Genomic DNA, 14,179 nt, shown 5'->3' on the forward strand with positions numbered 1-14,179 from the left:
CATCGGCTGGACTCCCGCGATCGAACGCGACCGCGAGGGGGAGGCCGGGTGCTTCGAGGACGCTCATGGAAGAACTTCTTGCCCAGATATTCGGCTACCTGCGGGGCATGTGGCGGTTCCGGTGGTGGGGGCTGGTGTTGACGTGGATCGCGGGGGTCGCCGGCGGGGTTGCGATCTACCTGATGCCCGACCGTTACGAGTCGTCGGCGCGGATTTTCGTCGATACCCAGTCGGTGCTGCGCCCGCTGATGTCGGGCCTCGCGGTGCAGCCGAACATCGACCAGCAGGTCGCGATCCTCAGCCGAACGCTGATCACGCGCCCGAACGTCGAGAAACTCATCACGATGGCCGATCTCGATCTCACGACGGGCGATGCGGCCGAGCGTGAGGCGCTGATCGCCCAGCTGACGAAGGGTCTGCGGATCAGCGGCACCGGCCGCGACAACCTCTTCAATCTCGCGTATCAGGACCACCATCCCGAGCGCGCGCGGCAGATCGTGCAGGCGCTGGTGTCGCTGTTCGTCGAGTCCGGTCTCGTCGGCAAGCAGCAGGACTCGAGTTCCGCACGGCGCTTCATCGACGAGCAGATCGCGAGCTACGAGCAGAAGCTGGCCGAAGCGGAAAACCGGCTCAAGGATTTCCGTCTGCGCAACATGGGCCTGCTGGGCGACGGCGGCCGCGACTACGTGTCGCAGTTGGCCGACCTTGCGGGGCGCCTGAGCCAGGCCCAGCTCGAGCTGAAGGAAGTCGAGAACTCGCGTGACTCGCTGCGACGTCAGCTCGTCGGCGAGGAGCCGGTGCTGCTCGCTCAGCCTTCGAATCCGGCGGCGGTGTCGATTCCCGAGATTGACGGACGCATCGACGTGTTGAAGAAGAATCTCGACGCGCTGCTGCAGCGTTACACCGAGGCGCACCCGGACGTCACCGGCACGCGCAGCGTGATCGCCCAACTCGAGGCGCAGAAGCAGAAGGAAGTGGAGGCGATGCAGCAGACGGGGCCGACGGTGTGGGCGCCGAACGCGAACCCGGTGATCCAGCAGATGAAGATCTCGCTGGCGGACGCGGAAGCGAGGGTCGCGTCGCTGACCGCGCGGGTGCAGGAGCTTCAGGCGCGTCAGAACCAGCTGCGCGAGTCGTCGGAACTGCTGCCGAAGATCGAAGCAGAGCAGACGCAGCTGAACCGCGATTACGAGATCCACAAGCGCAACTACGAGGCGCTGGTCGCGCGACGCGAATCGGCGAGCATGACGATGGAGATGAGCGCGCAGGGCGGCATCACCGAGTTCCGCGTGATCGACCCGCCGAGCCTGCCGACGAAGCCCGCGGCGCCGAACCGCGCGCTGCTGATGCCGCTCGCCGGCTTGGTCGCGCTCGGGGTCGGCATCGCGCTGACCTTCCTCCTTTCCCAGCTGCGCCCGGCGTTCGCCGACATCCGCACGCTGCGCGAGATCACCGGACTGCCGGTCCTCGGCGCGGTGTCAATGATTCCCGACCCCGGCACGGCACGCGCGGCCAGGCGCAGCCTCGTCGCCTTCGGCGGCGGCCTCGCGAGTTTCGTGGTCGTCATTGCGGGTATGACCGTGTTGGTCCAGGTGCTGCAGGGCTAGGAGATCGACTGATGAGTCTCATTGAGAAAGCTGTCGAACGGCTCGGTCAACTCCGGCAGGCCGAGGGCGACGCCCCCTCCGAAGTGGTGGACGCTTCTGCCGCGGCGTCCCGCCCGGCAGGAGCGAACTCGACTGCGACGGCTGCAGCGTTGTCGGCGAACGCGCTGCGCGACATGCGGGAGAACGCGAAGTGGGGGACGGGAGCCGGGCCGTCGATCGAGCTCGATATCGACCGGCTCGCGCAGATGGGGATGGTCACCCCGAGCCAGCCGCGCTCGGTGATCGCCGAGGAATATCGCGTCATCAAGCGGCCGCTGCTCCATAACGCGCAAGGCCGGGGCGCCGCGGCCATCGAGAACGGCAACCTGATCATGGTGACGAGCGCGCTGCCGGGCGAGGGCAAGTCGTTCACGGCGATCAACCTCGCGATGAGCATCGCGCTCGAACTCGATCACACCGTGCTGCTGGTCGACGCCGACTTTTCCCGGCCCTCGGTGCTGCAGAAGCTCGGTCTGCCGCCGAAGAAGGGGCTGATGGACGTCCTAGTCGGCGAGGTCGGCGACCTGTCCGAGGTCATGTTGCGCACCAACGTCGAAAAACTGTCGATTCTGCCCGCCGGCATGCAGCACCAGCGCGCGACTGAACTCATCGCGTCCGAGGCGATGAACCGGATGCTCGAGGACATGGCGAACCGCTATGCCGACCGGATCGTCGTGTTCGATTCTCCGCCCTTGCTCGCGACGACCGAGGCGCGCGTGCTCGCGTCGCACATGGGGCAGGTGCTGATCGTTGTCGAATCGGAGCGCACGACGCACGGCGCGATCCGGCAGGCGCTGTCGACGATCGAATCCTGCCCGGTGAAGCTGTTGGTGCTCAACAAGGCGGGCGACAGCGGCCGGGCCGGGCTCTATGGATACGGCTACGGGTACGGCTACGGATATGGATACGGCCACGGAGCGGATTCCCCGATGGAGGGCAACGATGCTGCGCCTCGAACCGATGCGCTCGGTTGAGCCAATCGCGGCGGCACAGGCGGGCGGTGGGCTGAAAGTCCTCGCACTCGTCGGTGCGCTGATGGCGACCGGCAATGCCGGCGCGCAGGCCCTGCAGATCCGGCCGTCGATCGACACCCGGCTAACGTATTCCGACAATATCAATGCGTCGTCCGACAACGAAAAGAGCGACTGGGTCGCCGAAATCGCGCCGTCGATCGTGATGCTGCGGGAGGAGGGAAGGTTCACGGGCCGCCTCCAGGCGACCTTGCGCAATGTCATTCACGCGAGGGAAGGCGACCGCGACACGAGCTTCGTCGCGCTCGATGGCAACGGGCAGCTCGAAGCGGTCAGGAACCGGCTTTTTATCGACATGGATGCGGCGACGAGCCGAAACAACACGACCGGACTCTCCGGCCGCGCATCGTCGGATTTCCTCTCCACGGACAGCAGCAATGAGACGCGGCAGTTCTCGATCGGTCCCCGGCTGCTGTTCCGCCTCGGCGATGCCGAGGGCGCGGCGAGCCACCGGCGCACGTGGTTCGACGGCGGCGGCGCGCTGCTGCAGCGCAACGTCGGGGATTCGCAGATCGGCCTGTCGGACCCGACCGCGTTCGGGCGCTTCGGATGGGGCTTGTCGTACGGCCGCACGGATACGAGCTACGACGATGGCCTGACCAACGATGTCACCGAGGAAATCTCCCGCGCGACGCTCTATCTGAACGTGTCGCGGAAGCTGCGGCTGCATGGCGTCGTCGGCTACGAACAGAACGATTATTCGGTAAACGAGGAGCACGGAAGGATCGCCGGCGGCGGCTTCGACTGGCATCCCAGCGAGCGGACCCTCATCGCGGCCAGCGCCGAAGACCGCTTTTTCGGTCGCAGCTACAGTCTGCAGCTCAACCACCGGCGGCCGCGCTCCGTCTGGGATGTCTCCTGGTCGCGCGACGTCACGTCGTCGCTGGATAGCCAGAGCAGCTTTTTCAACGATCCCGCTTTCAGGCAGCTTTACGACAACCCGCTCCTCGAGCTGATCTTTCCCGACCCGGTCGATCGCTTCAATGCGGTGCGGGGCTCGCGTCAGGAATGGTCGGGCGCGAACGCGCACGGTTTCGTCACGAACAATTATTTCGTCTCGCGCACGCTGCGCGGCAGCTTTTCATTGATCGGCGCGCGCAACGTGCTGACGTTCGCGCTTCAGCGCTCGGACAATTCCCGCCTCGGCGACCCGCTGGTCACCGATCCGCGCGACGATTTCGCGGAATTCGATGACGTCGAGACGGACTCGGCGATTCTGTCGCTGAACCACCGGCTGACGTCGAACGCGTCGTTGAATGCGACTCTCACGCGCTCGCGCTCGATCGGCCACGCGACCGACGAGGAGGACGAGACGCGGCGCACGATGCTGTCGGTCGGAGTCAGCCGCCGGCTCGGCGCCTACACAAATGCTGCGCTGGCCTACCGTTATCAGCGGGCAGACGGGTCCAGCGATTTCACCGAGAATGTGCTGACTGCCAGTCTCGGCATGCAATTCTGAGCGACGCCGAATGTACGAGACATTTTTCAAGTTCCGCGGCAAGCCCTTCCAGCTCAACCCCGACCCCGCGTTCTACTTCGCCAGCAAGGGACATCGGCGGGCGATGGCCTACCTCGAATACGGGCTGCATCAGCACGAAGGCTTCATCGTCGTGACCGGCGAGGTCGGCGCCGGCAAGACCACGCTGGTGCGCAGCCTCCTCGAACACCTCGACCCGGGCCGGATCGTCGCGGCGAACCTCGTCAGCACCCAGGTCGACGAGAGCGAAATCCTCCGCATGGTCGCGGGCGCGTTCGGCGTGCCCAGCCGCGGGCTCGACAAGCCGGGGCTGCTGCTCGCGCTCGAAACCTTCTTCGTGTCGCTCGCGGCTGCCGGCAAGCGCGCGCTGCTGATCGTCGACGAAGCCCAGAACCTCAGCGAAAGCGCGGTGGAGGAACTCCGGATGCTGTCGAACTTCCAGCTGGAGGATCACGCGCTGCTGCAGAGCTTCCTCATCGGGCAGCCGGAGTTCCGCGACATCATGCAGGGTCCGCAGATGCTGCAGCTGCGCCAGCGGGTGATCGCGTCGTACCACCTCGGGCCGATGGATGCCGAGGAGACGCGCGCCTACATCGAGCATCGCCTGCGCCACGTCGGCTGGCAGGACGACCCGTCCTTCGACGACGATGCGTTCGACGCGATCCATGGCTACAGCGGCGGCGTGCCGCGGCGGATAAACAGCCTGTGCGACCGGGCGCTGCTCGGCGCGTTCCTGACGGCGTGCCACGAGGTCGGCGGCGACGACGTGCGCGCGCTCATCGCGGAGCTGAACGAGGAGTTCCCCCCGGCCGCAGGCCAGCCCGTGAACGGCCAGCACTTGCCGCGCAATGGATCGTCGGCGGAGATGTTCGCGCCGGGATCGATCGTCGCCGAGCGGCTGCAGGTTCCCGCGCTGCTCGCCGACCAGGTCGCGGACATGGCGGGCGGGTTCGATGTGCAGCGCCTCGAGGCGAGGATTTCCGGTCTCGAGCAGTCGCTGTCGGCGACGCTGCTCGTACTCAACCAGTTGTTGCAGGCGGTCCGCCGCGACGACCCCCGGGACAGGTCGCATGACGCATGACGGTGAACGCATGGCGCCCGTGATCTGCGTCGTCGGCGCGCGGCCGAACTACATGAAGATGGCGCCGATCATCCGCGCGCTCGCCGCACACCGCCCGCCGCTGCGCGCGCTGCTCGTGCATACCGGCCAGCATTACGACAGCGCGATGAACGACCGGCTGTTCGACGACCTCGACCTGCCGCGTCCCGGCGTCAACCTCGAAGTCGGCTCGGCGAGCCACGCGGTGCAGACGGCGGAGGTCATGAAGCGTTTCGAGCCGGTCATCGACGAACACGGCGCGCGTGCGGTGCTGGTCGTCGGCGACGTGAATTCGACGCTCGCGTGCGCGCTCGTTGCCGCCAAGCGCGACATCCCGGTCGTGCATGTCGAAGCCGGCCTGCGCAGCGGGGACCGGCGGATGCCCGAAGAGATCAACCGCGTCCTCACCGACCAGATTTCCGACGTCCTGTACACGACCGAACGCAGCGCGCACGACAATCTCGCGCGCGAAGGCATCGCCGACGCGCGCGCGGTCTTCGTCGGCAACGTGATGATCGACAGCCTGCTCGCGAACCGGCGCAAGGCCGTCGCGCCGGCCGAACTCCTCGCGACGGCGGGGCTCTCGCCCGCGCAAATCGGCGACGGCTACGGCGTCGTGACGCTGCACCGGCCGTCGAACGTCGACGACCCCGAAACGCTCGGCCCGATCATCGACGCCCTCGCCGAAATCGGCCGCCGGCTGCCGCTGGTCATCGCGCTGCACCCGCGCACGCGCAACAACCTCGAACGTTTCGGCATGAAGCAGCGGCTCGACGAGCCCGGTTTCGTCGTGCTGCCGCCGCAGGGCTACCTCGAAATGCTCGGGTTGATGGCCGGCGCGACGATGGTGCTGACCGACTCCGGCGGCATCCAGGAGGAAACGACCGCGCTTGGCGTGCCGTGCCTGACGATCCGCGAGAACACCGAACGACCGATCACCGTGGAGCAGGGCACGAACACGCTCGTCGGCGTCGACCCGGCGGCGCTCCTCGCGGCGGCCGGCGCGGTGCTCGCCGGCGGCGGCAAGCGCGGGCGCATCCCGGAGCTGTGGGACGGCCGGGCCGCGGAGCGGATCGCCGCGCACCTCGCCGGCTGGCTCGACACGCACGACAAGGCACGGCCGCACGCATGACCCCGGCGATCATCAACGCGCTCACGATCGACGTGGAGGACTACTTCCAGGTTTCAGCGCTCGCGCCGCATTTCCCGCGCAGCGACTGGGAGAGCACGCCGTGCCGCGTCGAGCGCAATGTCGACCGCATTCTCGAACTGCTCGCCGAACGCGACGCCCGCGCGACTTTCTTCGTCCTCGGGTGGGTCGCGGAGCGCTATCCGCAGCTCGTCCGCCGCATCGCCGAGCGCGGACACGAGGTCGCGAGCCACGGGTATTCGCACGAACGGGCGAGCGCGCAGTCGCGCGAACGCTTCCTCGCCGACATCGTGCTCGCGCGCGCGGTGCTCGAAGACATCGGCGGGCTGGCGGTGCGCGGCTACCGCGCGCCGAGTTTTTCGGTCGGCAAGACCAATCCGTGGGCGCACGACTGCATCGCCGAAGCGGGCTACGCATACAGCTCCAGCGTCTACCCGGTGCGGCACGACCACTACGGCATTCCGGACGCGCCGCGCTTTCCGTACCGCCTCGACAACGGACTGCTCGAAGTGCCGGTGACGACGACCCGGCTGCTCGGACGCAACTGGCCGGCCGGCGGCGGCGGCTATTTCCGGCTGTTGCCGTACGCGGTGTCGCGCTGGCAGATCGCGAAGGTCAATCGCGACGACGCGCGGCCGGCGATCTTCTATTTCCACCCGTGGGAAATCGACCCGGGGCAGCCGCGCGTGCGCGAGGCATCGTCGAAGACGCGCTTCCGGCACTACGTCAATCTCGAGCGCACCGAAGGCCGCTTGCGCCGCCTGCTGGCCGATTTTTCCTGGGGACGCGCGGACCACGTATTCCACGGCGCCGCCTGACGCGCCCTGTTCCCGGAGAGTTCGATGGATCGTGCGCCCTTGGTCGTCAAGCATCTCACCGAAGCGGATCGGGGGCGCTGGGACGCCTTCGTTAGGGACTGCGAGGACGCGACCTTCTTTCACCTGTCGGCGTGGCAGGGAATCGTGCGCGACGTCTTTCGTCATCCGACCTATTTTCTCTACGCCGAGCGCGCTGGCGACATCGTCGCGGTGCTGCCGCTCGCCCACGTGCGCAGCCGGCTGTTCGGCAACGCGCTGACGTCGGTGCCGTTCTGCGTCTATGGCGGCATAGCCGGCGGGCCGGAGGGCGTCGTCGAACTCGAGCAGGCGGCCGAAGCGCTCGCGCGCCGGCTCGGCGTGCAGCATCTCGAATTCCGCAACCTGACGACGCGCCACGCCGACTGGCCGCGGCAGGATCTCTACGCGACCTTCCGCAAGACGATCCTGGCCGACGACGATGCGAACCTCAACGCGATTCCGCGCAAGCAGCGCGCGATGGTGCGCAAGGGCATCCGGCACGGGTTGAGCGCAGAACTGGACGCCGGCGTCGACCGATTCTTCGCGCTCTACGCCGACAACGTGCTGCGGCATGGCACGCCGGCGCTGCCGAAGGCGTTCTTCGAACGGCTGCGCCGCGAGTTCGGCCGCGATTGCGAGGTGCTGACGGTCACGGACGGCCACGGACAGCCGCTCTCGAGCGTGCTGACGTTCTATTTCCGCGACGAAGTCCTGCCGTATTACGCCGGCGACGCGGTCGCGGCACGCGACGTCGCGGCGAACGATTTCAAGTACTGGGAGCTGATGCGGCGCGCCGGCCGGCGCGGCTGCCGCCTGTTCGACTTCGGCCGCAGCAAGGTCGGCACCGGTCCGTACAGCTTCAAGAAGAACTGGGGCTTCGAGCCGCAGCCGCTGTCGTACGAATACCGCCTGTACAAGCGCGACGCGATCCCGCAGAACAATCCGATGAATCCGAAGTACCGCACCTTCATCGCGCTGTGGCGCCGTCTGCCCCTGCGGGTCGCGAACGCGCTCGGGCCGCACATCGTGCGCAACCTGGGGTGACGGACCGATGAAACGCGACGCGGATTACGAGAACCTCGCGGTTGACGGCGGCCGTGCGGAGCGGGACGGGGTCCGCGGCGGCTTTCGCATCGTCTCGGTCACGCTCGCGGTTTCGTTCGTCTGGCTCGTCGCGTGGTATTGGGAGACCGCGAGCGAGATCGGGCGGATCTGGTGGCGGTCGGAAACCTACGCGCACGGACTCACGGTGCTACCGCTGTTCGCGTGGCTCATATGGCGGGCGCGGAACCGCGTCGCGCTGTTGCGCCCGCAGCCGGTGCCGTGGATGGTCGTGCCGATCGTCGGTGCCGGCCTGCTGTGGTTGGTCGGCCGGCTCGTCGGCGTCGCCGGTGCGTCGCATTTCGCGCTCGTCGCGATGCTCGTCGCAGGCCTCGCCGGCGTGCTCGGCTGGCGGCTCGCTCGCGCGCTGCTGTTCCCGCTCGCGTTTCTCGCGTTCGCGGTGCCGGTCGGCGACTTCCTGCTGCCGACGCTGATGAAATTCACCGCGGCGTTCACGGTCGGGGCGCTGCGCGCGAGCGGCGTGCCGGTGTACCAGGAAGGCCTCTATTTCGTCGTGCCGAACGGTCGCTGGTCCGTCGTCGAAGCGTGCAGCGGCATCCGCTACCTCGTCGCGTCGACGATGATCGGCGCGCTCTACGCGTACCTGAACTACACGGCGCTGCGCAAGCGAGCGCTCTTCATGGGCGTCGCGGTGGTGGTGCCGATCGTCGCGAACTGGCTGCGCGCCTACTTGATCGTGATGCTCGGTTACCTGTCGAATAACCGGCTCGCGGCAGGCGTCGATCACTTGATCTACGGCTGGATCTTCTTCGGCGTCGTGATCATGCTGATGTTCTGGATCGGCGGACGCTGGCGCGACTCGGCTTCGCCCGTCGCCGCCACGGCGACGCGGGCGGTGCCGTCGTCGACGGACTGGCGCGGCGCGCTGCCGATCGCGCTCGCGGTCGCCGCGTTCCCGGTTGCGCAGTCGGTCATCGACCGGCCGGTCGACGACTACGCCGTCCGCCTCCAACTTCCCCCGCCGGCCGCGGGATGGAGCGAGGAGCCTCCCGATCGGCTGGACTACCGCCCGAGCTACGCGCAGGCCCGCGGCGATGCGTTCGCGATCTACCGCGCGCCGGACGGCAACCCGGTCGGCGCGTACGCCGCCTGGTACGCGCACCAGCGAGACGGCAGCGAGATGGTCGCGTGGGGCAACGGCCTCGTCACTGTCGGCAGCCGCAACCGAGTCATCTCCCGTTTTCCGGTCGATGCGCCGAACGGGCAGATCCAGGGCGCGGACCTGGTCGCGCCCGACGGGCGGCTGCGGGTGTGGCACTGGTACCGCGTGAACGGGCGGTTCGTGACCGGCGACGTCGAGGTCAAGCTGCGCCTCGCGGTCGACCGCGTGCTCGGGCGGGCCGACGAATCGAGCGTCGTCGTGCTGGTCACCCCCGAACTCGACGCGCCGCTGCTCGCCGACGAGCGGTTGCGCGCGTTCGTCGATGCGCACGGCGAGGCGATCGAGGCCGCCCTCGACGCCGCCTCACCGGAGCGGGACCGATGACCATGCCGCAGCACCTCTTGATGCACGTCGTCTACCGCTTCGATGTCGGCGGGCTCGAAAACGGCGTCGTCAATCTCATCAACCGGATGCCGTCCGACCGCTTCCGCCACGTCGTCGTCGCGCTGACCCGCTGCGAGCCAGCGTTCTGCCGTCGGGTCGTTCAGCCGGACGTCGAATTCCTCTCGCTCGAGAAGCCGCCGGGCCACGGCATCAAGCTCTATCCGCAGCTCTATCGGCTGTTCCGCGACCTGCGCCCGGCGATCGTGCACACGCGCAACCTCGCCGCGCTGGAAGCGGTCGTGCCGGCGCGCGCCGCGGGGGTGCCGGTGCGCGTGCACGGCGAACACGGCTGGGATGTGAGCGACCCGGAGGGTCGGCGGCGGAAGTTCCAGCTGATGCGGCGGCTGTACCGGCCGTTCGTGAGCCGCTATGTCGCGCTCTCCGGGCATCTCGAGCGCTACCTGACCGATACGGTCCGCGTCCTGCCCGGGCGCGTCGAGCGCATCTGCAACGGCGTCGATACCGCGCGCTTCCGCCCGGCGGCGGGCGGGCGTGCCCCATTGTCCGATGGGCCATTCGGCGCGCCCGGAGAAGTGCTGATCGGCACCGTCGGCCGGCTCCAGGCCGTGAAGGACCAGACGAATCTCGTGCGCGCGTTCGCGCACCTCATCGGCCAGCGGGCGCCGGGGGTGGACGATGCCCGTCTCGTGATCGCCGGGGACGGGCCGCTGCGCGGCGCGATCGAAGCGGAAATCCGCGCCGGCGGCGTCGGCGACCGTGTGTGGCTCGCCGGCGAGCGCACGGACGTGCCGGACGTAATGCGCAGCCTCGACCTCTTCGCGCTGCCGTCGCTTGCCGAAGGCATTTCGAACACGATCCTCGAAGCGATGGCGTGCGGCCTGCCGGTCGTTGCGACCGACGTCGGCGGCAACGGCGAGCTCGTGGATCACGGTCGAACCGGTACGCTCGTACCCCGGGCGGATTATGTCGCGCTCGCCGACGCGCTGGCATCATACGTGCCCGACATTGCGCTGCGCCGGCGCCATGGCGCGGCCGGACGGCAACGCGTCGAGACCGAATTCAGCCTCGACGGCATGGTCGACCGCTACGCCGCGCTCTACGGGAACCTGATCGACGCGGCGATGCCGTCGCGCGTATTCGCCTGACAAAGGAGTCGCGTCATGTGCGGGATCGCGGGCCTGTTCGACCTTCGCGGCAAGCGCCACTTCGCGCCGGAGCTCGTCCGCCGCATGAACGACGTGCAGCTGCACCGCGGCCCCGACGAAGGCGGCTACCACTTCGAGCCGGGCGTCGCGCTCGCGCACCGGCGGCTGGCGATCATCGATATCTCGACGGGACAGCAGCCGCTGTTCAACGAGGACGGCTCGGTCGCCGTCGTGTTCAACGGCGAGATCTACAACTTCCAGGAGTTGGTGCCGGAGCTCGAAGCGCTGGGCCATGTCTTTCACACGCGCAGCGATACCGAGGTCATCGTCCACGCGTGGGAAGCGTGGGGCGAGGACTGCGTGAAGCGCTTCCGCGGGATGTTCGCGTTCGCGCTATGGGATCGCAACCGCGCGACGCTCTTCCTCGCGCGCGACCGGCTCGCGGTCAAGCCGCTGTTCTATGCGCTGCTGCCGGACGGGACGTTCGCGTTCGGCTCCGAGCTGAAGGTGCTGATGCAGCACCCCGCGCTCGACCGCCGCATCGACCCGCACGCGGTCGAGGAATACTTCGCGCTCGGTTACGTCGCCGAGCCGCGCACGATTTTTGCCGGCGCGCGGAAGCTCGGCGCGGCCGAGACGCTGTGCCTGCGCCGCGGGCAGCCGCTGCCGCAACCGAAGTCGTACTGGGACGTGCGCTTCACGCTCGACAACCCGGTGTCGGCCGCCGATGCGGCCGCCGAGCTGATCGCGCGGTTGCGCGAGTCGGTGCGCCTGCGGATGATCGCCGAAGTGCCGCTCGGCGCGTTCCTGTCGGGCGGCGTCGATTCGAGCGCGGTCGTCGCGACGATGGCGGGCCTCTCCAACGAGCCGGTGCACACCTGCTCGATCGCGTTCGACGACCCGGCGTTCAACGAGTCCGAATTCGCGCAGAAGGTCGCGGACCGCTATCGCACGGACCATCTCGTCGAGACCGTGAAATCCGACGACTTCGACCTGATCGATTCGCTCGCGTGCCTGTACGACGAGCCATACGCGGACAGCTCGGCGATTCCGACCTGGCGGGTGTGCCAGCTCGCGCGGCGGCGCGTGACGGTGGCGCTATCCGGCGACGGCGGCGACGAGAGCTTCGGGGGCTATCGCCGCTACCGGCTGCACCTGATGGAAGAGAAAATGCGCGGCGCGCTGCCGCTCGGGCTGCGCCAGCCGATGTTCGGCCTGCTCGGGCGCGTCTACCCGAAGGCGGACTGGGCGCCGCGCGTGTTCCGTGCGAAGACGACTTTCGAGGCGCTCGCGCGCGATTCGGTGCAGGCGTATTTCCACTCGGTGTCGATCCTGCGCGACGACATGCGCCGGCAACTGTTTTCGGACGGCTTCCGCCGCGAGCTCGGCGGCTACGGCGCGATCGACGTGTTCCGCCGCCATGCCGCGACCGCCGGGACCGATGACCCGCTGGCGCTGATCCAGTACGTCGACCTCAAGACCTATCTCGTCGGCGACATCAACACGAAGGTCGACCGCGCGAGCATGGCGCACTCGCTCGAAGTGCGCGAGCCGCTGATGGACCACCCGCTGGTCGAATGGCTCGCGACGCTGCCGTCGCACCTGAAGGTCAAGGGGCAGGAAGGGAAGTACCTGTTCAAGAAGGCGATGGAGCCGCTGCTGCCGGACGACGTGCTGTACCGGCCGAAGATGGGCTTTTCGGTGCCACTCGCGCGCTGGTTCCGCGGTCCGCTCCGGCGTCGCGTTCGCGATGCGGTGCTCGGCGACACACTCGCCGCCACCGGTGTCTTCAATGCCGAATACCTCCGTCATCTCGTCGACGCGCACCAGTCGGGCGCCCGCGACTACAGCTCGCCACTGTGGTCGCTGATGATGTTCGAGGCCTTCCTGCGCCATTCGCGGCTGCCGTCGCAGCCGGTGCGCGATCTTGCCGAGGCGGTCTGACGTATGCGAATCCTGCACGTCCTCGACCATTCGCTCCCGCTGCATAGCGGCTACACCTTCCGCACCGCCGCGATCCTGCGCGAGCAGCGGGCGCTCGGCTGGGAGACCTTCCACCTGACGACGCCGAAGCAGGGGAGCTCGCCGGGCCGCGTCGAGGAGGCGGGCGGATTGCAGTTTCATCGCACGCCGGCCGGCGACGGCGTCGGGCTGCTCGGCCAGATGCGGCTGACCGCCGCGCGCATTGATCAACTCGTCGCAGCGCTGCAGCCGAACGTGATCCACGCGCATTCGCCGGTGCTGAACGCCCTGCCGAGCCTGTGGGTGGGCCGGCGCCGCAAGCTGCCCGTCGTCTATGAGATGCGCGCGTCGTGGGAGGATGCCGCGGTCGATCACGGCACGACGACCGAGGGCAGCGTGCGATACCGGATGTCCCGCGCGCTCGAGAGCTTCGCGCTGCACCGCGCCGACGAGGTAACGACGATCTGCGAAGGCCTGCGCGGCGACATCCTGATGCGCGGCGTGCGCCCGGACAAGGTCACGGTGATCCCGAACGCGGTCGACGCGGGCGCCTTCAGTTTCGGCGGCGAACCGGACGCCGCGCTGCGCGCGCGGCTCGGGCTCGACGGCAAGACGGTCATCGGCTTCGCCGGCTCGTTCTACGGCTACGAAGGGCTGCATCTGCTCGTGTCGGCGCTCGCGCGGCTCGTCGGACGGTTCCCGGACCTTCGGCTGCTCCTCGTCGGTGGCGGCATGCAGGAGGACGCGCTGCGCCGGCAGGCGGAGGCCGAAGGCGTCGCCGGGCGCGTCGTGTTCGCCGGGCGCGTGCCGCACGAAGAGGTGCAGAAGTACTACGACCTGATCGACGTGCTCGCGTATCCGCGGCTGCCGATCCGGCTCACCGAGATCGTCACGCCGCTGAAGCCGCTCGAAGCGATGGCGCAGGGGCGGATGTTCGTCGCGTCCGACGTCGGCGGGCACCGCGAGCTGGTGCGCCACGGCGAGACCGGTTTCCTGTTCAAGGCCGGCAGCATCGATGCGCTCGTCTCGGCGATCGCGGCGGTGCTCGACGCGCGCGATGCGTGGCCGGCGGTGCGCGCGCAGGCGCGTGCGTTCGTCGAGCGTGAGCGGACCTGGGCGAACAGCGTCGGCCGCTACCGTGACGTCTACCGCCGGGCGCTCGGTATGCGCGCCGGGGACGCCGCGCTCGCGGGGGCCAGCTAGA

At 68.4% G+C, this 14,179-nt stretch carries 11 protein-coding genes; all 11 read left to right on the forward strand.

Features of this window, described 5'->3' with window-relative positions; genetic code table 11:
• The first annotated feature begins 65 nt into the window (after window positions 1-65).
• Genes V6M37_RS05255 through V6M37_RS05305 form a run of 11 tightly spaced genes read left to right on the forward strand, consistent with a single transcriptional unit; the run spans window position 66 to window position 14,178 of the window.
• A complete protein-coding gene (locus V6M37_RS05255) occupies window positions 66-1,607 on the forward strand; it encodes an XrtA system polysaccharide chain length determinant (protein ID WP_332671474.1) in 1,542 nt (513 codons plus the stop codon).
• A gap of 11 nt (window positions 1,608-1,618) precedes the next feature.
• Window positions 1,619-2,620, forward strand: coding sequence for an XrtA-associated tyrosine autokinase (locus V6M37_RS05260; RefSeq protein WP_332671475.1), 1,002 nt, complete (start codon window positions 1,619-1,621; stop codon window positions 2,618-2,620).
• Window positions 2,589-4,136 (forward strand): TIGR03016 family PEP-CTERM system-associated outer membrane protein, encoded by a 1,548-nt coding sequence (locus V6M37_RS05265; protein ID WP_332671476.1) that lies wholly within the window; start codon window positions 2,589-2,591, stop codon window positions 4,134-4,136. The genes V6M37_RS05260 and V6M37_RS05265 overlap by 32 nt, the downstream gene beginning before the upstream one ends.
• A gap of 10 nt (window positions 4,137-4,146) precedes the next feature.
• On the forward strand, window positions 4,147-5,235 hold the full coding sequence (locus V6M37_RS05270) for an XrtA/PEP-CTERM system-associated ATPase (RefSeq protein ID WP_332671477.1): 1,089 nt from the start codon (window positions 4,147-4,149) through the stop codon (window positions 5,233-5,235).
• Entirely contained in the window at window positions 5,225-6,385 is a 1,161-nt protein-coding gene (wecB, locus tag V6M37_RS05275; protein WP_332671478.1) for a non-hydrolyzing UDP-N-acetylglucosamine 2-epimerase, read from the forward strand. Before V6M37_RS05270 ends, wecB begins: the two co-directional genes overlap by 11 nt.
• A complete protein-coding gene (locus V6M37_RS05280; RefSeq protein ID WP_332671479.1) occupies window positions 6,382-7,221 on the forward strand; it encodes an XrtA system polysaccharide deacetylase in 840 nt (279 codons plus the stop codon). Before wecB ends, V6M37_RS05280 begins: the two co-directional genes overlap by 4 nt.
• 24 nt (window positions 7,222-7,245) lie before the next feature.
• Entirely contained in the window at window positions 7,246-8,283 is a 1,038-nt protein-coding gene (locus tag V6M37_RS05285) for a FemAB family XrtA/PEP-CTERM system-associated protein (RefSeq protein WP_332671480.1), read from the forward strand.
• Between the two features lie 7 nt (window positions 8,284-8,290).
• Window positions 8,291-9,847 carry an exosortase A gene (gene xrtA / locus V6M37_RS05290; protein ID WP_332671481.1) on the forward strand — a complete coding sequence of 519 codons (1,557 nt, stop codon included), beginning with the start codon at window positions 8,291-8,293 and terminating at the stop codon, window positions 9,845-9,847.
• Entirely contained in the window at window positions 9,844-11,013 is a 1,170-nt protein-coding gene (locus tag V6M37_RS05295; RefSeq protein ID WP_332671482.1) for a TIGR03088 family PEP-CTERM/XrtA system glycosyltransferase, read from the forward strand. The genes xrtA and V6M37_RS05295 overlap by 4 nt, the downstream gene beginning before the upstream one ends.
• 15 nt (window positions 11,014-11,028) lie before the next feature.
• Window positions 11,029-12,957, forward strand: coding sequence for an XrtA/PEP-CTERM system amidotransferase (locus V6M37_RS05300; protein WP_332671483.1), 1,929 nt, complete (start codon window positions 11,029-11,031; stop codon window positions 12,955-12,957).
• Window positions 12,958-12,960: 3 nt separating this feature from the next.
• The gene (locus V6M37_RS05305; RefSeq protein WP_332671484.1) at window positions 12,961-14,178 is read left to right on the forward strand and encodes a TIGR04063 family PEP-CTERM/XrtA system glycosyltransferase; all 1,218 of its coding nucleotides are present in this window, start codon (window positions 12,961-12,963) and stop codon (window positions 14,176-14,178) included.
• Window position 14,179: the final 1 nt, after the last annotated feature.

Origin of the sequence: Aromatoleum sp. (assembly GCF_036675785.1) — a bacterium.
GTDB lineage: Bacteria > Pseudomonadota > Gammaproteobacteria > Burkholderiales > Rhodocyclaceae > Aromatoleum.

Coding starts and splice junctions, on each gene's coding strand:
- xrtA (WP_332671481.1), top strand. CDS start 8,291: ATGAAACGCGACGCGGATTACGAGAACCTCGCGGTTGACGGCGGCCGT.
- V6M37_RS05270 (WP_332671477.1), top strand. CDS start 4,147: ATGTACGAGACATTTTTCAAGTTCCGCGGCAAGCCCTTCCAGCTCAAC.
- V6M37_RS05265 (WP_332671476.1), top strand. CDS start 2,589: ATGCTGCGCCTCGAACCGATGCGCTCGGTTGAGCCAATCGCGGCGGCA.
- V6M37_RS05255 (WP_332671474.1), top strand. CDS start 66: ATGGAAGAACTTCTTGCCCAGATATTCGGCTACCTGCGGGGCATGTGG.
- V6M37_RS05300 (WP_332671483.1), top strand. CDS start 11,029: ATGTGCGGGATCGCGGGCCTGTTCGACCTTCGCGGCAAGCGCCACTTC.
- V6M37_RS05260 (WP_332671475.1), top strand. CDS start 1,619: ATGAGTCTCATTGAGAAAGCTGTCGAACGGCTCGGTCAACTCCGGCAG.
- V6M37_RS05295 (WP_332671482.1), top strand. CDS start 9,844: ATGACCATGCCGCAGCACCTCTTGATGCACGTCGTCTACCGCTTCGAT.
- wecB (WP_332671478.1), top strand. CDS start 5,225: ATGACGCATGACGGTGAACGCATGGCGCCCGTGATCTGCGTCGTCGGC.
- V6M37_RS05280 (WP_332671479.1), top strand. CDS start 6,382: ATGACCCCGGCGATCATCAACGCGCTCACGATCGACGTGGAGGACTAC.
- V6M37_RS05285 (WP_332671480.1), top strand. CDS start 7,246: ATGGATCGTGCGCCCTTGGTCGTCAAGCATCTCACCGAAGCGGATCGG.
- V6M37_RS05305 (WP_332671484.1), top strand. CDS start 12,961: ATGCGAATCCTGCACGTCCTCGACCATTCGCTCCCGCTGCATAGCGGC.